This window comes from Paenibacillus bovis, assembly GCF_001421015.2.
GTDB classification, from domain to species: domain Bacteria; phylum Bacillota; class Bacilli; order Paenibacillales; family Paenibacillaceae; genus Saccharibacillus; species Saccharibacillus bovis.
The window spans coordinates 3,044,163-3,062,923 of sequence record NZ_CP013023.1; the positions used below are offsets into that span (position 1 = coordinate 3,044,163).

Genomic DNA, 18,761 nt, shown 5'->3' on the forward strand with positions numbered 1-18,761 from the left:
CAAATTTTTGTTCTCATCTATGTTACCCGTCTGTTGCTGTTTATCAATCAGCGATGATGCAATTCGGATTTTTGATCAATTTGCGCTTGCAGATGTACAATAATTTCATCTATAGCAATCATTTGCTGGGCATCTTCGTTGTATTTGCGTACATTCACACTGCCAGACTGCTGTTCCTTTTCTCCAACGACCAGGATATAGGGAATCTTCTCCTGTTGGGCTTCACGCATTTTGTAACCCAGCTTGTTGTTGCTACTATCGGCATCGATTCGAAAACCGGCATCCGCTAGGATTTTTTTTACTTGCAAAGCGTAATCCAGATAATGATCGGATACAGGCAGGATTCGGGCCTGCACGGGAGCGAGCCAGAGAGGGAAAGCACCTGCATAATGTTCAGTGAGAATACCCAGGAAGCGGTCTACCGATCCATAGATTGCCCGGTGAATTACTACAGGACGATGTCGCTGGCTGTCTTCTCCAATATAGGAGAGATCAAATTTTTCCGGCATCTGAAAATCCAGCTGAATAGTACCGCACTGCCAACTGCGCTTGAGCGCATCGAGAATATGAAAATCGATTTTTGGACCATAAAAGGCTCCATCGCCTTCATTCAGACGATATTCCACGCCGCGCGCGTCCAATACATTGCGCAGCGCCTGCTCTGCCTGATCCCACAGTTCCTCGGATCCCATAGAATCTTCCGGGCGAGTAGAGAGCTCGATCTCGTACTGGAAACCAAAAACAGCATACATATCATCGATAAGCTCTATCGCTTGGTGAATCTCGGATTCGATCTGCTCAGGCAGCACATAGATATGAGCATCATCCTGACAGAATGTACGTACTCGCATCATTCCGTTTAAAGCACCCGAGAATTCATGACGATGCACCTGCCCGAATTCCATCATACGAATCGGCAGATCACGATAAGAGTGCAATTCGTTTTTGTAAATGAGCATATGCCCCGGGCAATTCATTGGCTTGAGCGCAAAACTTTCCTGATCAACCTGGGAAAAATACATATTGTCCTTGTAATGATCCCAGTGACCGGATTGTTCCCACAGCTGCTGATTCATCATGATCGGTGTGCGAACTTCCTGATAACCGCGGCTTAACTGCTGTTTGCGTGAGAAATTTTCCAGCTCCGTACGCAGCGCCATGCCGCGTGGCAGATAAAATGGCATGCCGGGTGCTTCTTCCGAGAACATAAACAATTTGAGCTCCCGACCCAGTTTGCGATGATCCCGCTTGCGTGCTTCTTCCAGTAGCTGCAGATGAGCTTGCAGCTGCGCTTTATTGGCAAAAGCAGTCCCATAAATACGCTGTAATACTGGCTTCGATGCATCGCCGCGCCAGTAAGCTCCCGCTACACTCATTAGCTTGAATGCCTGCAATTTGCCTGTAGAAGGTAAATGAGGACCACGATCCAGATCAATAAATTCACCCTGCTCATAGACGGAGAAGGATAGCTCTTCGGCCTGATCCGCGATCATCTCTAGCTTGTAATGCTCGCCCTGAGCAGTGAATAACGAAATGGCCTCTTCCCGATTCAGTTCCTTGCGGTGAATAGGGAGATTCTCGGCAATAATTCGCTGCATTTCCTGTTCAATCTCCTGAAAATCAGCAGAAGAGAGAGGACGATCCAGCTCGAAATCATAATAAAACCCATCAGCTACTGCAAGGCCGATTCCGAGTCTAACCTGCTCTGCACCATACAGCCGCTTAATCGCCTGGGCCAGAATATGAGCAGCACTGAGTCGGTAAATAGGCAGGCTCAATTCATTATCTGCTGTAATAATCTCAAGTTCACTAGGAGCATGCAAAGGTGTATGAAGATCTACGAGCTGTCCGTTCACTTTGGCTGCAATGGCACTTTTGCCAAGGCTGCTGCTGATAGAAGCAGCGACTTCTCCAGCTGAACTACCGAAAGGAATCTCGCGGACAGAACCGTTAGGGAGTTGAATATGGATTGACTGTAAATTAGACATAATGTGTACCTCCAATGATTATAGTAGTGATCAAGGCTCGCTGCGGACAGATGCAAGATATACCAACAGCCAACCGGATCAAGTGGAAAAACAAGCGCAAAAAAACACTCTATCCCAGAAGGGACGAGTGCGCTTGGCTCGTGGTTCCACCCTAATTCGATCTGCCTGTAGACAATATATGTCATCACAGCGCAGAATCCTCATTGGAATCCGTTAACGGGGATTAGACGGTTGTATTTACTAAGTACCTGGACAGCGACGAAGGCAGTTTGCGTATCTGCATAAGCAGATTCGGCAAAAGTACCCAAACGATCCGGTAACCGTTCAATACTACAGCTGCAAAGGGGTAATTCCTCAACCGTCGACTGGAGAAGCTCGCAGCAAATGCCTCTCTCTCTGAACAGCGCATGAAGGGAATCATGTCTTTGGTCATTGCTAAAATGTGTTGTTGGTTTCCGATTATAGGAGTGGATTGAAAAAAGGTCAAGTCTATTTTTTGAATTTACAAAATAAGTGAGGGTTATCTTGATGTGTTTAATAACACGTAAATAAGTTATTCTAAACAAGTTTTTATCTTGGTTTATTAAATAAAAAAGCCTCAAATGCTATAGTTTGAATTTTTTAAAAATAAATAACATAAAGTGCAAAAGCCAAGAATAAATCAGAATAAAATGATCTTCAAACCATTTTTTTGTTATTTCAATACATGAAAAATTCATAATAGAAAAAAATTACTTCGATTTCTCGCATCATCCAGCAATAACCTGAATCATACCAGCTTCTCACATTATTAAATACAGAAAAAAGAAAGCTTCTTTTCAAAACTATATACAAAAAACATGTAAGATATAAATCCATATAAGATACAAATCGCAGAATCTCTATATTCAAGTACGGTTGATCCATTAAACAACTATACAAATGGCTGATCTATTAAACAAACGATGCAACAACTGGATGCAGCAGCTGAATAAAAAAGCACAATTCCGCATCGCAACATGCTGGATTGTGCTTTGATACATATTTTTATTTATGCCTGCAAAACTTTGTTTTTCTAGTACCTTAATATCTACATTATCTACGAAATACGCAATATTTACAGAATCGGTGATAACAGGCGTGCAAAGGATTCGACCGTTTTCTGATAGAGTGGACGATTATTATAATCATCCAGCGTCAATACTTCGCTGTCGAGTATATCCTTGAGGAATAGATCTTCCAGCTTTTTGGCAGTTTGACTATCGTAAACGACCGCATTAATCTCAAAATTCAGCTTATAGCTGCGGATATCCATGTTTGCTGTTCCAACTGAAGCGATCTTGCCGTCAATAACCATTGTTTTGGCATGAAGAAAGCCTTTTTCATAGAGATAACAATGTACATCAAGCTCCAGCAGTTCACGTAAATACGAGTAGGAAGCCCAGTAGACCATCTGGTGATCCGGTTTTTTGGGGATCATCAGATGCACTTGTACACCTGAGAGAATCGCCGATTTCATCGCTGTTACCATACTCTCATCCGGAATAAAATAAGGTGTCTGAATCATGATGCTTTCCTTGGCTTCATACATCATTTTGATATAAGAGTATTTGATCGTCTCCAGACTGCTATCGGGTCCACTGGATACAATCTGCATACCAATATTGCCGGTAAAAGGCTTGGATACTGCAAACAATGAGAAATCGCCAGACATATGTGTATTCAGGGCAAGATGCCAGTCGCGCAAGAAATGTGTCTGCATCTGCAGAATAGAAGAACCTTCTACACGCAGATGGGTATCGCGCCAGTAACCGAATTTCTTTACCAGACCCAGATATTCATCTCCTACATTAAAGCCGCCAATATAACCGATCAGTCCGTCAATAATAACAACCTTGCGATGATTGCGGTAATTGACTTTGAAATTGATCAGCGGAATACTCGGCGGGAAAAAGGCTGCTGCATGTCCGCCTGCTGCTACAAAGTCCTTGAGAAACGCTTTGTTCACTTTGGAGCTGCCCCAGGCATCATAGATCAGACGAACCGTAACTCCTTCCAGAGCTTTTGCTGTCAGCAGATCCAGCAGTCTGCGGCCGAGATCATCCTTTTGAATAATATAATATTGAATATGAATATAATCCTGTGCCTTGGCGATATCTTCAAACAGTGCATCGAATTTCTCACGTCCATCTGCAAATATGCGTACAGCATTATCCTGCGTATACAGCGAATAATTGCTGATGAGATGAAGATGTACCAGCTCATGATACCGACTGATAGAGTGGTCATTGAATTTGAACTTTTTTTCTTTAAATTCAATCCGCTGATCTTCTACGACAGATTCGATAATAGAGCGGAATTCCTTACGGAGGCGAAAACGTTTGACACGGCTAAGATTTTGTCCCAAAAACAGGTAGACAAGGAAGCCTGCAATCGGAATAAAAAGCAGTACCATAAGCCAGGCCCAGGTTGCTCCTACATTGCGGCGTTCGAGAAATACGATAAACAGCGCAAGAAAAAGGTTGATCACAAGCAAAATCCAGGAGAAATGCGCATAAAAATCGGCCATTCCCAGCTTCCCACCTTAATAAAATAGTAGATTACAAATAAACAGTTCACCAATCAGCATACCAAAAAAATGTATATTACACACTAAGAAATATAAAGAAGAGAACTACCCTACTTAAAATAAGGCAGCGAAAAACAAAAGGGGATAGCCGTAATCATTTTATATTGCATCTTGCCGTTTACTAATCTATAATGATAATCATTATCAATTGAAAAAAATCTCATTACATAACTTATGATGAGTAGAAATACGGGCATTTGTCATTCTGAAATCTTGGTATCTCTATTGTGTGTAAATTAAGGAGGATTACGTACCCATGCAGCAGCTTGAATTATATGATGTGACGATAATCGGAGGCGGACCGGCCGGTTTGTATAGTGCTTTTTATAGTGGAATGCGTGATCTGAAAACAAAAATTATAGAATATAATCCAACACTGGGCGGCAAAATCCTGATGTATCCTGAAAAGATTATCTGGGATGTAGGCGGTGTACCTCCGATTAGTGGAGAAGGACTGATTCGCAATCTGACGGAACAGGCTATGGTATTTGAGCCAACAGTTGTACTCGATCAGCAGATTACCCGATTAGAGCGTCAGCCGGATGGCACGATCGTACTGCTCTCCAATACAGGAGAAGTTCATTATACACGTACAGTGATTCTGGCTATGGGGCATGGTATTCCCAAAATGCGCAAGCTGGAACTCGCTGGAGCCGATCGATATGAAGTTACCAATCTGCATTATACCGTACAGGAATTGAATATTTTTGCCGGCAAACATGTAGTCATTTCCGGTGGTGGCAATTCTGCGGTGGACTGGGCCAATGCTCTGCAGCCGCTGGCAGCGAGTATTACTGTAGTACATCGGAGAGAAGAGTTCGGTGGACACGAGCGCAATGTACTGCAGATGAAGCAAAATTGTTCACGGGTACTCACTTCCTATGAACTGACTGGACTTCAGGGCAAAGGAAGCCTGGTGGAACAAGTAACAATTAAGCATATTGAGACGGGAGAAGAGGAGACGCTGTCTGTTGATGCGGTTATCGTCAATCACGGGCTGACGACGGATCTCAGTCCGCTGCTAAGTTGGGGAATACAAATGGATGAGCATGGCAAACCTATAGTCGATGAAAAGCGTCAGACCAATCTTCCTGGCGTATTCGCAGCCGGTGATTTGATTCACTATGATGGCAAGCTGCACCTGATCAGCGGAGCATTGGTTGATGGAGCCACCGCAGTGAACAGTGTCAAAAAATACCTGGAGCCCGAAGCGTATGATCAGGCTTATGTATCTTCCCATAACAAGAAATTTGCAGAGAAAAACCGTCAGCTTGAACAGCAGCCGGTATCATCAGGATTATAGAATTATCTAAGTGAATAATAGACAAGTAATTGTTACAGTTGCTTCATAGCGGAAATAAAAAAGTCTGGCCTGCAAAGGGTCAGACTTTTTTACGTATAGCTAAAGTGATACCTAAAAGCATAACTTAAATATTTACCATATTAAAGCGCTTAAACTTCTGTTATATTAAGGCTAGTATAAATGTAATACTATGGAATTAATGCATCTATCTTACATCACGGGAGGTTGCACTGTGTATAACATTCTGATAGTGGATGAAGAACCGATGATGATCCAGCTTTTAATGAAATTAATGATGTCCTCCGGTCTGAATATAGGGCATATCTATACAACCCCCAGCGGTAAGGAAGCGCTTACTTATGCTCGCGAATGCCATATAGATCTGCTGATCTGTGATGTACATACCCGGGATTTATCCGGTATTGAGCTTATGCAGCAGCTGCGTATGCTGCAGCCCCATATTCAATTGATTGTAATATCGGCGCATGAACAGTTTGAGTATGCTCAGACAGCTATTCGGCTTGGGGTACGCAGTTATCTGATCAAACCGCTGGATTCCGAGCAGTTCCTTGATTGTATTCGCGAAGTACTTATTCATTTGGATAAGCCTGCTGTATCGGAGGGCAGGATCGAACAGCCGGTATACAATATGCCTGACCATTCAGCCCGTTTCAAAATGGAACGACTGCCCGAGCGTCATTATGAACTGCTCAATAGACTGCTGACTGGTTCGATCCATATCGATGAACAGCAGCTGCTGCAGCAGTATTTGCCATTGAAAGGGCCCTACTATGCGATGCTCAAAATGAATTTTGCCGGCGTTCCTTTTGCGGGTCAGCCGGATGATTATCGGTGGCTGTGTTATGCGATATGGAATGTAACGGAAGAGCTGCTGGAAGTGGAGGATCAGGAAAATACACTTATTTTTGAGTCGGGTGATCAGGAACTGAGTGTTATTTTTCAGTGGAGAGAAACAGATGCGGCAGACCGCATGTCCCATATTATTCGCCAGCTCGAAGCGCTCGGTCAGAGTCTGCATTTTCATATTCACAAGTTTTTGCGTATTCCCTGTGTGATAGGGATTAGCCAGATTCTCAGAGGAATTCATTTTTTGGGGCAACTGAATACACAGACCGACCGAGCTATTGATCTGCATCAGGAATATCAGGATCATTATGTGTTTTATTATGGCAAGTACCACTGGAAAACGATACGACCGGTAGAAGAAGCCGAGACAGAATGTCTGCGCAATAATATGATTGTATCCCAGGTCAAAGCCTATATTGATCAATGTTACAACCAGAAAGGGCTGACTATTCATGAAGTTGCCCGCAAAAATCATGTCAGTCCCAATTATCTCAGTTATCTATTCAAAAAATACACCGGATTCAAGCTATGGGAATATGTAATCAAGCTGCGAATGGAAGAAAGCCGCCAACTGCTGACCCGTACCGATCTGCGCCGTTATGAAGTAGCAGATAAAGTGGGCTATGAATCGCCGGAGCATTTTAGCAAAATATTCAAAAAATATTATGGTATTAGTCCGAGCGAATTCAAGCAGCTCCAGGTCTGATCTATAGATAGAATATTTATATCCGTGTGAACAGATCAGAATAATTGGCAAAAGGCATCTGAACTGGTATGATTTCTGATAGTGCAACTTATACCACTACAGGAAGCAGGAATCCAAAGATGCCATACAGCTATGCTTCACATCTAAAATGCCCAGTCTGCGGCAATGAATACGATTTGCATGAGATTCATCAATTATGCGAGTGCGGTTCGCCGCTGCTGGTGGAATATGATCTGGAACGTCTGCAGCAGGAGGTCGATATCCAGCTGCTCCAGGAACGCAAGCCTGATCTGTGGAGATATCATGAACTGCTGCCTGTTGCTTCAGAGGATAATGTAGTGACACTGGGCGAAGGGATGACTCCGCTGCTGAATATGCCTGCTCTCGGAGCCCATTACGGAATAGATCATCTGTATATGAAGGATGAGAGTCTGATACCGACCGGAAGCTTCAAAGCACGTGGAGCAGCAGTAGGAATCTCGCGAGCCAAAGAGCTTGGTGTAGAGGAATTTGCGATGCCGACCAATGGCAATGCCGGTGCAGCCTGGGCATTGTATGCGGCAAGAGCCGGTATGCGGGCGACGATCGTCATGCCGCAGGATGCGCCGATGATTACCCGCAGTGAAGTGGCATTGGCAGGTGCTTCGCTGTATCTGGTCAACGGGTTGATCAGTGATGCCGGGAAAATGGTCGCCGAAAAGGTACAGCGGCAGGGAGTCTACGATGCGTCTACGCTCAAGGAGCCTTACCGGATTGAAGGCAAAAAAACGATGGGACTGGAAATTGCAGAGCAGTTGGGCTGGACGATGCCGGATGTTATTCTTTATCCAACCGGTGGTGGTGTAGGTCTGATCGGTATTCATAAGGCAATGCAGGAACTGAAAGCGATAGGATGGATCACCGGCAGCTTGCCTCGTCTTGTTGCGGTGCAGGCTGAAGGATGTGCGCCAATCGTCAAAGCCTGGCAGGAGAAAAAAGAACGATCCGAATTCTGGGAAGAATCGACGACCGTTGCTTTTGGCATCAATGTACCCAAAGCGCTGGGCGATTTTCTTGTTCTGCGAGCCCTGTATGAGACCGATGGAGTAGCCATCGCGGTATCGGATCAGGAACTGCTCCAGGTGCAGCAGGAAGTGGCAGCTATGGAAGGTGCTTTTGTATGCCCGGAAGGAGCAGCCACCTTTGCAGCAGCCAAGCGACTTGCTGTCGAGGGCTGGATTCATCCCGGCGAATCCGTGGTCGTATTGAATACAGGAGCAGGAATCAAATACCCGGACACGGTTCAGACAGAAGCGCCGATACTGGAAATAGGAGATTCCATATTGTAAAGATCCGACTGAATAACAGTAATCATTGGTACTAACAGACGATCTGATGGAACAACAGGATACATCGATATCACTTAATATAGAGGCACTGTCAATCAGGCATCTGCACCTCTCAAATAATCGTTGACCTTGACGCTGCGTCAAGGTCTATTCTTCGTGTAGGACATCTACATGTCTGATCCTTACTAGACAAACGGAGGAGATTAAAATGAGCATCCAAATTCGTAATGCGACTATTGTAACGATGTGCAGTGCTTATCCAGAGCCTTTTCAAGGAGACGTCATACTGAAAGGGGACCGGATTGAGGCAATTATCCCTGCGACAAGTACAGAATATAATTCCCCTTATCCTGCCGCGCCAGAAGCAGAGATAGAAGTACAGGTCATTGACGGAACTGGTATGGCGGTAATGCCCGGACTGATTAATGCTCATCAGCATACTCCAATGAATCTGCTCAAAGGATTCTCGGATGATCTGAAACTGATGGACTGGCTGGAGCAGAAAATGTTCCCGGCGGAAGCAAGAATGACTGCAGAGGATATCTACTGGGGCAGTAAATTGTCTATGGCCGAAATGATTCGCTCCGGTACTACAACATTTGCCGATATGTATATTCATATGGATGAGATTGCGAATGCGGTGACAGAGACTGGTATGCGAGCCTCCCTGACACGCGGACTTGTTTTTGGAGATGATCGTTCGAATGAGCGTATCCGGGAAGCGATTGATCTGGTAGAGCGCTGGCAGGGAGGGGCAGATGGCCGAATTACGACTATGTTCGGCCCACATGCTCCATATACTTGTCCGCCGGAAAAACTGCGTGAAGTGATTACCCTGGCCGAACAGTATGAGCGTCCTATTCATATCCACTTGGCGGAGACGACCGAGGAAGTATCCATAATCCGGGAAAAATACGGGCAGACGCCAACAGAATATTTGTATCAGCTGGGTTTGTTCGAGCATCTCCATGTTATGCTGGCACATGGCGTACATCTGAATCAACGGGATATTGGTTATCTGCGAGGAATGAGAGGAGGCGTTGTCCATAATCCGGTCAGTAATCTAAAGCTGGGCTGTGGTATCGCTCCAATCGTAGCCTTGCAGCTGCAGGGGATTACGGTAGGTCTGGGCACCGATGGTGCCGGCAGTGCGACTACTCTCGATATGTTCGCCGAGATCAAAGCGGCAGCTTGGCTGCAAAAATTGGATTATGGCGATCCTACCCGGATGTCTGCCTACGATACGTTGCAGTTGGCTACAACCGGAAGTGCACGGCTGCTCGGTCTGGATCATGAGGTGGGTACTCTGGAAGCAGGCAAAAAGGCAGATTTAATCCTGATTAATCTGAATCAGCCTCACCTGCAGCCTGTGCATCATCTCTATTCGATACTTGCTTATGCAGCTGTTGGAGGAGATGTGCATACGACTATTGTAAATGGACAGGTGCTCATGCATAATCGTCAGCTGCTGACTATGGATGAGCCTACTGTATTGCATGAAGCCCATACAAGAGCAAAGCGGATTGTAGAAGGTATTTGAGCACGCGAACCATCTATTGATAGAATCTATACAGCTGAAGCCAGATTGCCCCGGAATAGGGAGTCTGGCTTCAGCTGTTTTTTGCAAATTTTACACTGGGTTAACAAAAGTGTTAAACTGACTAACGGTAAAGGGGTCTTATTTCATAGATTCCTGAAATACATAGACACATTGGACATTCGACAGAGGAGGTAATCACAGTATATGTCAGAGCTGGACTATGAGATTTTTCACTGGATTAATGGAGGAGCAGGTTACGCGACCTTCTGGAATCCGTTAATGATTTTTCTTTCAAAATACGCGGTATTGCTATTTATGATTGGAGCTGTGGTCTATTGGTTTACACGTGCGCGAGCGAATCGGCGCATGATTACCGAAGCATTGGTATCGGCTGCGATCGGTGTGACGGTAAACTGGGTGCTGGGCGAACTATTTTACAGGGATCGACCTTTTGTAAATCATGAAGTGATCCAGTTGGTTCATCATGAAGCCAATGCTTCTTTTCCCAGCACACATTCCCTTGGATCTTTTGTGATTGCTATGACCATCTGGCAGTTCCGTCGCCGTGACGGATGGATGTGGCTGGTACTGGCAGCGGGTATTGCGCTCAGTCGGGTATGGACCGGAGTACATTATCCGGGAGACGTACTGGCAGGAGCCTGTATTGGTATACTTGTATCGGTGCTGGTACATCGCTTGTTTACTCGCATATCGCTGGCTAACAGCCTGATGGAGCTTGGTATTTATGGATATGAACGTCTGGAAATGAAAATATGGCCCCGTTCCCGAAGACGAAGCCGTCATCATTCTATGCATAGATAAGTAGTTCCAATTATCATTCAATACAAGCATGTTCTTGTAAAACACATAATGAGAAACAACCAAAAACAAACCCGGATCTGTATGACTGGTAATACACCAGGGACAGATTCGGGTTTGTTTTGTATCATTTATGAATCCTGAGATTTGTAAATTATAGAATATAGAAAGAAATACTAGATAGAATACTGAAGAAAAAGATTGTAAAATCCTTGTTATCTGACGATTAACAGGATAAATTACGCTTTATCTGCCTGTACCATACGTACCAGCATATGTGCCAGTTTGTGACGCTGATCTTCATCGCCGACTTTCCAAAGTTCATACAGCAGTTTTTCTTCGCTGTTTTGTGGTTCTTCATGCTTGGCCAGATAATCAGCGATCTTTTGCGCGACTTTGGCCATGCTTTCTTCACTCAATCCGATACTTTCCGCCATACGAATACGTTTGCCGAGGTAGGATTTGAAATTCTCGAAGTCGTCCAGAATCTGCTTTTTGCGATCATCGCTGATTCGGTCCATTACCGGTTCTACCTGATCAGTGGAAACTTGTCCAGCTTTGTTCACTACATGTGGTTGTTCTGACATGATGTATTTCCTCCTCAAAAATTGTGTTTTGGCTTCCCTCATATATATAACCATCACCTCAATAACGAATCGGTGGCCGCATAAAATTCCTGTATAACAAGGTTTTAGGACTAGGTATTAATTTTGTAAATCAGTATTAACATTATTGCAACTTTTTCGCTGCGATATCCGTATATAGTATGGTTAGGAAGCAAGCAATACACAGCAATCATTCAGGCGCCATTCACTCTTGATATTACCGTCAAAAGTGAAACTGGAAAAAATTGAATGGTTCTTGAAAAAGGCAATCTGGTTAATAAGAGTTACACACCGCTTGAAGCAAAGCGGTAAATAAATGCCGATAGAAGTCCATATTTATGAACAAGCAGGTTATTGTCAGCCGATATTGCTGACTGACCAATTAGAAGGGGAGATGCAGCGATGATTAAAACAATGATGGGAATTTTTGGAGCGGGTGCTGCTTCTTTAATCTTTTTGACTTCGGGCAGCTTGAGTCAGACCGGAGCGGTCAGTACAGCTGAGGCATCAACAGTAACACAAAGTGTATATCAGAACACATATACCGAGGATACAACTCCAGCAGATGGAACCTATACTGTTTTTATTAACGAAATCAAACGTGACAGTAATGGTGGATTCAATCTTACTATTGATCCTATCAACTGGTATATTGGCGAAGCTGCCAACAAGGTGTTCGCCAAAGAAAATCCGGATAGCGGAATCGATGGTGCGCCGGATGGCTACTACATTACCAATACAGATACAACTACCTTTAACTATACAGCTCCAGCAAACGCACAGGTATTGATGCAAATCTACGATCATACAGGCAGCTGGAAAGATATTGATACCAAATGGAATGAACCGGTGAGCATGTCCAAACTGAATGCCATTTTCCAAAAGCCGGATCTGCTTGATCCGACAGTATTCCCGTATCACATTACTGTCAAAGATGGTGAAGTTGTAAAAATCGTTCAGCAATATATTCCTTAAGTCGCATCATAGCGATACTGGATACAATCAATAGTCATATCGGGATACAGAGCAATAAACAGTTTTGTTACAAGTGATAGGTATGTTTTTTATCTCAAGGAATCGTTACTCTGGCGCCCTGTTGTGTAGCCGGCTCTGGCGATTCCTTTTGTTATGATATAGCCATCAGGCAGCATCGCAGCAGATAAAGAGTATATGTAAATTTTATTACCACGCCAGAATCTGGTATGCTTTTGGTATAAGGCTCTCTTGCTTTGTAGCTGTTTGCTGCAACTTTTGGCTTGAAGATGCGTTACACTATTGAGGAGGTGCATTTACGATGCAACTAAATAAGCAATCATTATTCAAACGGATTCCCTTTGCATTTATCCTGCTTGCAGGAGTGCTGCTTCTGGCAGCTTGTGGCAATAAGGCGGAACAGCAACCAGCGGCAGCTCCCGCTCCGAACAGCAGTACTGAAACGGAAGTGACCGAGCAGACCCCTTCTACACCAGCAACTACGCCGGAAGATAACACTGAAGCTACTAACGGTAATGGCGCAGAGGCTTCTTCTCCAAAAACGGATGATGGTACAAAAAGCGAAGGTACTACCAAAGGTACAACAGATACGGCAGCAGCTGATGATACAACTGCCAATGCCGAGACCCAAGTCGCTAAAGGTACATTTTCCGGACTGGCAGATGAGCATTCTGCCGAAATCATGGTAGATGGCAGCCCGGTTGTATATCAGCTGAATGACAGCGTACAGAATGCAATGAGCAAATTAAAAGAAGGTTCCGAAATTACGTTCAAGTATACGGAAAAACCGATTCCTGGTGATGCTTCTACCAAGCTGAAAACGATTGTAGAAGTAGAACAATCCAAATAATAATCGATTAAAGGTCTATGAGCTCGCGATACCCTGGAGTATAAGCAGTGTATCCGGATAGAGTAGGCAAGCAGTACAAATGAAAAAACAAAAGCCCCTGAACTGCTCTTAGCAGGTCAGGGGGCTTTTTGTTTTATATAGAAACGGGAAAGGACTAGAAGTTTACTCGGAACAGCCTGCCGGGAAGCCTACGTCGCTTCAACCGGGCGAGGTCTGCGGGAGACGAGTCGTACCAAATCAATCGTCAGAATAGGCAATGGAATGCCTGCTGGATAAGCGAGATAACGTGCTTCCCATTCGGGCGAGAATTTCTCTTTGTAGCGTCGCAATCCTTCGAATCCGTACCAGTGACCACCATACTGGAAAACAAGACGTGCCAGCTTTTCTTCGCGGTGAGCATTCATATTTTCTCCGACACTGGAAAGAGGGGACATTCCCAGATTAAAGTAGGTATATCCGTTTTCTTTGGCCCATTCGATCAGACGGACAAATAATACATCCATTGTTCCGTTAGGCGTATCATTCAGATGGCGCATCAGATCAATAGAAATAACTTGATGATTATCGTAAGCCGGTGCCAACGTGGCAAAAGCCAGAATACGGTGTTCTGCATCGCGCAACAGAGCAATAGGAGACTGCTGGATATACTGTTCATTGAACCAGCCAAGAGAGTAGGCTTTTTCTTTGCGGTCGCCTAGCCACTCGTCAGAGATCACGCGCAGTTCTGCCATAAGCTCGGAAGAGAATGGAGGCTGCAGCACTTCGAACTGCTGGCCTTCACGCTCGGATTTGTTTTTGGCTGTACGCAGCCCCTGGTTACTTTTGCCGGACAAAGTAAATTTCTCAAGCGGTACCAATGCTTCTTCACCAAGCTTGAAGAAATTGTAGCCATTCTCGTGATAGATCGATAGATATTCAGGAGCGGCCTGGTAAAAGACCACTGTTAACGCATAATGATCCGCATAACGCTGGAATTCCTGAATAGCAGCACCGACCAGGTTTTTCTCGCCAATCGGATCTCCCAGTACTACCAGCTTGTCTCTGACACGGGAATACGGGATCAGAATTTTATCATTTTGCGCCCAGTAAAAGGATTTGTCACCCAGATACAGCAAATGGGTAAGCAGATTACCCTGCTCATTCTGCAGGAAGTTCGCAAACTTATCCATGTCCTCTGCAGTCGGACGATCTTCAATATGACGGTTCGGACGAAGTGCGAATATAGCAGCCAGCAGTATAATAGCTCCGATAAATCCAACAGCAGCCGTAATAGCGTACTCATGCGGGTCAAGGAACCATTGCTGCGCACGCAGCGGCAGATGACGCAGCAGTGCAGGATGGATCTGTGTACCGACTACGTAATAGGATAAGGAAGAAACAAAAGCCAAAATGATCCAGATCAGAATATTACGCGGTGCTATGCTAACACTTTCCCGATTAAATCGTGCACGGGATACCCATAGAATCACAGCAACAATTAATAGAATAATCGCTTCTTCATAATCGAATCCTTTGGCAAAGGTAAATATGGCTCCTGCCAGCAGTAGTCCGGCTGTCCAAAGGAATGCCCGCCGGATTCGCATCGAAATGGCCCGGGATACAATAATCAGCATAATCCCGATCACAACCGACAACTGTTCGGAAAAACGCATAATCGGCAGCGACAGGATATGCTCCATAAAGCGCAGCCGCTCAATCAGGCCCGGTGTAGCAGCAGATAGCAGCAGGATGATACCACTCGCCAATACCAGTTTACCAAGCGCCCATGCACCCAGATCACCCAGGAAGCCAAACTGTGATGGCCAGCCCCAGAATTTGAGCCAGGCACTGCGCGATGCGTCATAACCGGTCGTTACCATTTCCTTCATTTGCTTGCGGCTTGGGGTAATCTCAAAAGCAGCCAGTACAAGACCAATCAGCCAGGGAATCAGGAAATAAAAAATACGGAACAGCAGCAGGGCAGTAATCGCGCGGGTGGAATCGACACCCAGCGATTGCAGACCGAGCAGCGCAGTCAGGTCAAAGGCTCCGATACCACCCGGTGCCATACTGATAATACCTGCAATTGCCGCTACGATATATACACCCAGCGTATCCTGCAAAGGCAGATGCGCCAGATCATGGTAAATGACAATCCAGAACAGCAGTCCTGCACACGCCCATTCCAGAAAAGAAGAACCTACCGAAGCAATAACTACTTTCCATGGAAGCTTGCCTTCTCCCTTATGAAACCACTTGGCGAACAAAGATGAACGCTGCATCAACAAGAAGAATGGCAGATATAGCGAAATTCCCCATACGGCAAATCGCAGCCATGGATGAGCGTTAAACAGCGGCTCTGCCGGGAAAACACCGATAATCGTCAACCAACCCAGCAGGGACAGGCCTACCAGCATGATTGGAGACAGGAAAAGAACGGCTGCCCCCATCGTTTTCATCGGTATTCCGCTTTTTTTGTATAGGATTGTACGCAGACCGACACCGGTAAGTCCGGCAAATCCGATCATATTGTTAAACGTATTGGCAATCCATGCATACCGGAAGGTTGCTTTCCAGTTTACATCCAACTTGAACTGGCGTCGCAGCAAATAATCATACGTACTCATTACCGATACCGCTACAAAGGAAGCAATCAGAATCTGGATAATAGCCGAAGGAGGCATATGCCGCAGTTCGAAAAAGACTCTTGCCAGATTAATATGTTCAATTTCTTTTCGTCCCTGCATATAGATAACCGCAAGGATAATCAGGGGAATAAGTATTTTGATGATTCTGGCCCTGAATAAGGCAGTCAGCAACTGCAGGATCTTGAGTTTGCGTAAAGACTCTCTCATGGGGTTTTTAACTCCACCTTTATAGATATAATTAGGGTTCATCTTCAATAGAGCATATTCATGTAACAATAGATATATTGTATATCTGCAATCTGGATATTTCAGATACTTACTATCATACTACATCGGTATCCGAAAAACATTTTGTGATGTTTTCATTCTATTTCTCACTATGTATTACACAGAAAACCTGGTTTTGTTGCACGATGATCACAAAAGCGTCCTGTTCTATGATGGAGACTTTCTCTATCATAGAACAGGACGCTTGCTTTTTTGATACATAAATGTCATAAATACCAGACGATCGACAAGGCCGGTTACTCGGAAATGTTATTGACCCCAGGATCAGGCTTATAGGTAGATACATAGTCCTCATAGACCAGATCAATCATCATCCCCATTGTAGCATGATGTAGCTCATGGCAATGGAACATCCAGATTCCCGGATTAGCGGCTTTGAGGGCCACTACATAAGTTTCGCCAGGACGCACATTCAGTGTATCTTTCCAGAGCGGAGAACCGGAAAGCGGTTTGCCGTTTTTGGATAATACCTGGAAAATGTGACCGTGTAAATGCATCGGATGGTCTTCATTGACCGATTCATTAGTCATGGTAATCTTCACGGTGTCGCCCGTTTTGACAGTCATATTGTCAGCTTTGGGATAAGCCTGTCCATTAATCGTATAGGCAGTCTGACCATTGCTGACTCCCATATTCAGGGTCATCCGGTAATCCCGGTCATAAGACTGCTGCAGATTGAACTGTGATGGAGCAGCTTTGCCATAACGGGTCAGATCAAGCTCAGGCCATTTGGCGACCATCTGGGTAGTTAGCTTGTTCTGCTGACTATTTACCTGGTCATTCACTTGGGTATCGCTGAGCGTCGTATCAGCGGTCTCCGTAACGACAGGAATACGCATAGAGCGGGCAAAATCCGAATCACCGACAGCTCCGATGAGCTGTACGCCAGGCTCGGCAGCTATGAATTCTACATCATATCGTTCGCCAGGCGCAATGCGCAGCAGTCCACGTTGAAGTGTCTGTGGTCTATTGATATCTTCGCCATCTGTAGACACTACGCGATAAGCTGCATGATTGATATAGAGCAGCTGAGTCATATTGCCTGCATTTACAAATCTTAGACGCACCCGATCGCCCTGCTGGACACGCACAGGTTCTATATAACTGCCGCTACGCCCATTAATCGTATAGATATTGTACATTCCCATATTGCTGCTGAGGGCTGCTGTGTTGGCTTCCCGATCAGGTGCATGGGTATTGGGATCATTCCATTCATCCAGCACAAGTGTACGGTCTGTCTCGACCGGTTCGGCATTTTTCTTTTTGACAATAAAGGTACCATATAATCCTTTGCCGATCTGATTGAGACTGTCCTGATGTGAATGATACCAGTAGGTTCCGGCATGAAGTGTCTTGAATGTATACGTAAATGTTCCTCCAGGCTGAACTGCATCCTGGGTGACACCGGGAACTCCATCCATAGCTACAGGCAATACTACACCATGAAAATGAATAGAGACTGGAACATCGAGTTCATTTTTGAGATGAACAGTAACCGTATCTCCTTGTGTTACTTCAATCTGGGGACCGGGTACAGAGCCATTGAATGTCCAGACTGGCAAATATTTGCCTTTCTCGATCTCCAGATGAGCTTTGCGCGCGGTAAGGGTGATTTCTTTGCCGGTAAGTATTTGCTGCTGGGTGGTTATATCGGCAGGCTTGGTAGTAATACTGCCTTCCGGTGCAACAGCAGTCGTACCCATATGGGCACTGTGATCCATATTCATGGAGTGAGCGGACATCGAGGTGTCTGGGGCCGGCGAGCTGGTCGCAGGCTGCTGCCCGTTGTCTGCTGATTCACTGCAGCCTCCAAGCAGCAGCAAAGCAGCCATCAGCATTATAAAAAGGCTAACGGTTTTATAGGAAAATGGGTGTGTAGATTGAAAAGGCGCAAAATCGGACTTCGAATGCAACATTATCTCTCCCTTGGTATATAAATATGTCATTCGGATGGTTGAATTAAATCAATAATTGCATAGAACAAAGTAAAAGCAATATATAGTACAAAATACACAGGCTGGGTACAGACAAAAAACAAAGTCAGAGTACTTACCTTATATATTATGCCTTAAATTACCAAAGAGTAGGACTTATGGAATTGTCGTTTTATTGACGATTAGAACTTGCTGTCTATCTTCAACTGGTAACAAAAATGTTATAATTTGAGCTTGCTAGGTGTTTTGTTTGCTATATTACTGTTTAATAATCTCTCACCGGGCTCAATATTCGGGCTGGCATC

Annotated in this window: 12 protein-coding genes; 7 read left to right on the forward strand and 5 right to left on the reverse strand. The window is 44.8% G+C overall.

Annotated elements, in window-relative coordinates; all coding sequences use genetic code 11:
* Positions 1-47: 47 nt before the first annotated feature.
* Together thrS and cls are read right to left on the reverse strand one after the other, a co-directional pair.
* Entirely contained in the window at positions 48-1,988 is a 1,941-nt protein-coding gene (gene thrS, locus AR543_RS13070; RefSeq protein ID WP_060534938.1) for a threonine--tRNA ligase, read from the reverse strand.
* Between the two features lie 1,096 nt (positions 1,989-3,084).
* A complete protein-coding gene (gene cls / locus AR543_RS13075) occupies positions 3,085-4,536 on the reverse strand; it encodes a cardiolipin synthase (RefSeq protein WP_060534939.1) in 1,452 nt (483 codons plus the stop codon).
* Positions 4,537-4,852: 316 nt separating this feature from the next.
* Here cls and AR543_RS13080 point away from each other — a divergent pair, with 316 nt between their 5' ends.
* The 5 genes from AR543_RS13080 to AR543_RS13100 all read left to right on the forward strand — a co-directional run bounded on the left by AR543_RS13080 (position 4,853) and on the right by AR543_RS13100 (position 11,162).
* A complete protein-coding gene (locus tag AR543_RS13080) occupies positions 4,853-5,899 on the forward strand; it encodes an NAD(P)/FAD-dependent oxidoreductase (RefSeq protein ID WP_060534940.1) in 1,047 nt (348 codons plus the stop codon).
* A gap of 232 nt (positions 5,900-6,131) precedes the next feature.
* Complete coding sequence (locus AR543_RS13085; RefSeq protein ID WP_060534941.1) at positions 6,132-7,472, forward strand: response regulator; 1,341 nt, start codon at positions 6,132-6,134, stop codon at positions 7,470-7,472.
* 119 nt (positions 7,473-7,591) lie between these two features.
* Entirely contained in the window at positions 7,592-8,800 is a 1,209-nt protein-coding gene (locus tag AR543_RS13090; RefSeq protein ID WP_060534942.1) for a threonine synthase, read from the forward strand.
* A gap of 208 nt (positions 8,801-9,008) precedes the next feature.
* Positions 9,009-10,340: an amidohydrolase gene (locus tag AR543_RS13095; protein ID WP_060534943.1), complete on the forward strand. Its 1,332-nt coding sequence runs from the start codon at positions 9,009-9,011 to the stop codon at positions 10,338-10,340.
* A 204-nt stretch (positions 10,341-10,544) separates the two neighbouring features.
* On the forward strand, positions 10,545-11,162 hold the full coding sequence (locus AR543_RS13100; RefSeq protein ID WP_060534944.1) for an undecaprenyl-diphosphatase: 618 nt from the start codon (positions 10,545-10,547) through the stop codon (positions 11,160-11,162).
* Between the two features lie 236 nt (positions 11,163-11,398).
* Here AR543_RS13100 and AR543_RS13105 read toward each other — a convergent pair whose 3' ends face one another.
* Positions 11,399-11,746, reverse strand: a complete 348-nt coding sequence (locus AR543_RS13105; RefSeq protein WP_060534945.1) for a DUF3243 domain-containing protein — start codon at positions 11,744-11,746, stop codon at positions 11,399-11,401.
* A 420-nt stretch (positions 11,747-12,166) separates the two neighbouring features.
* Here AR543_RS13105 and AR543_RS13110 point away from each other — a divergent pair, with 420 nt between their 5' ends.
* Positions 12,167-12,739 (forward strand): hypothetical protein, encoded by a 573-nt coding sequence (locus tag AR543_RS13110; protein WP_060534946.1) that lies wholly within the window; start codon positions 12,167-12,169, stop codon positions 12,737-12,739.
* A 319-nt stretch (positions 12,740-13,058) separates the two neighbouring features.
* Complete coding sequence (locus AR543_RS13115; protein WP_060534947.1) at positions 13,059-13,607, forward strand: hypothetical protein; 549 nt, start codon at positions 13,059-13,061, stop codon at positions 13,605-13,607.
* A gap of 188 nt (positions 13,608-13,795) precedes the next feature.
* Here AR543_RS13115 and mprF read toward each other — a convergent pair whose 3' ends face one another.
* Both mprF and AR543_RS13125 read right to left on the reverse strand, forming a co-directional pair.
* Positions 13,796-16,441, reverse strand: coding sequence for a bifunctional lysylphosphatidylglycerol flippase/synthetase MprF (mprF, locus tag AR543_RS13120; RefSeq protein WP_060534948.1), 2,646 nt, complete (start codon positions 16,439-16,441; stop codon positions 13,796-13,798).
* A gap of 317 nt (positions 16,442-16,758) precedes the next feature.
* Positions 16,759-18,438, reverse strand: a complete 1,680-nt coding sequence (locus AR543_RS13125; protein ID WP_060534949.1) for a multicopper oxidase family protein — start codon at positions 18,436-18,438, stop codon at positions 16,759-16,761.
* Positions 18,439-18,761 lie beyond the last annotated feature (323 nt).

What these genes read in the sequence shown, in the direction of transcription:
- AR543_RS13125 (WP_060534949.1), bottom strand. Translation starts at nt 18,438, where the DNA reads ATGTTGCATTCGAAGTCCGATTTTGCGCCTTTTCAATCTACACACCCA.
- thrS (WP_060534938.1), bottom strand. Translation starts at nt 1,988, where the DNA reads ATGTCTAATTTACAGTCAATCCATATTCAACTCCCTAACGGTTCTGTC.
- AR543_RS13115 (WP_060534947.1), top strand. Translation starts at nt 13,059, where the DNA reads ATGCAACTAAATAAGCAATCATTATTCAAACGGATTCCCTTTGCATTT.
- AR543_RS13090 (WP_060534942.1), top strand. Translation starts at nt 7,592, where the DNA reads ATGCCATACAGCTATGCTTCACATCTAAAATGCCCAGTCTGCGGCAAT.
- AR543_RS13110 (WP_060534946.1), top strand. Translation starts at nt 12,167, where the DNA reads ATGATTAAAACAATGATGGGAATTTTTGGAGCGGGTGCTGCTTCTTTA.
- cls (WP_060534939.1), bottom strand. Translation starts at nt 4,536, where the DNA reads ATGGCCGATTTTTATGCGCATTTCTCCTGGATTTTGCTTGTGATCAAC.
- AR543_RS13095 (WP_060534943.1), top strand. Translation starts at nt 9,009, where the DNA reads ATGAGCATCCAAATTCGTAATGCGACTATTGTAACGATGTGCAGTGCT.
- mprF (WP_060534948.1), bottom strand. Translation starts at nt 16,441, where the DNA reads ATGAGAGAGTCTTTACGCAAACTCAAGATCCTGCAGTTGCTGACTGCC.
- AR543_RS13100 (WP_060534944.1), top strand. Translation starts at nt 10,545, where the DNA reads ATGTCAGAGCTGGACTATGAGATTTTTCACTGGATTAATGGAGGAGCA.
- AR543_RS13080 (WP_060534940.1), top strand. Translation starts at nt 4,853, where the DNA reads ATGCAGCAGCTTGAATTATATGATGTGACGATAATCGGAGGCGGACCG.
- AR543_RS13105 (WP_060534945.1), bottom strand. Translation starts at nt 11,746, where the DNA reads ATGTCAGAACAACCACATGTAGTGAACAAAGCTGGACAAGTTTCCACT.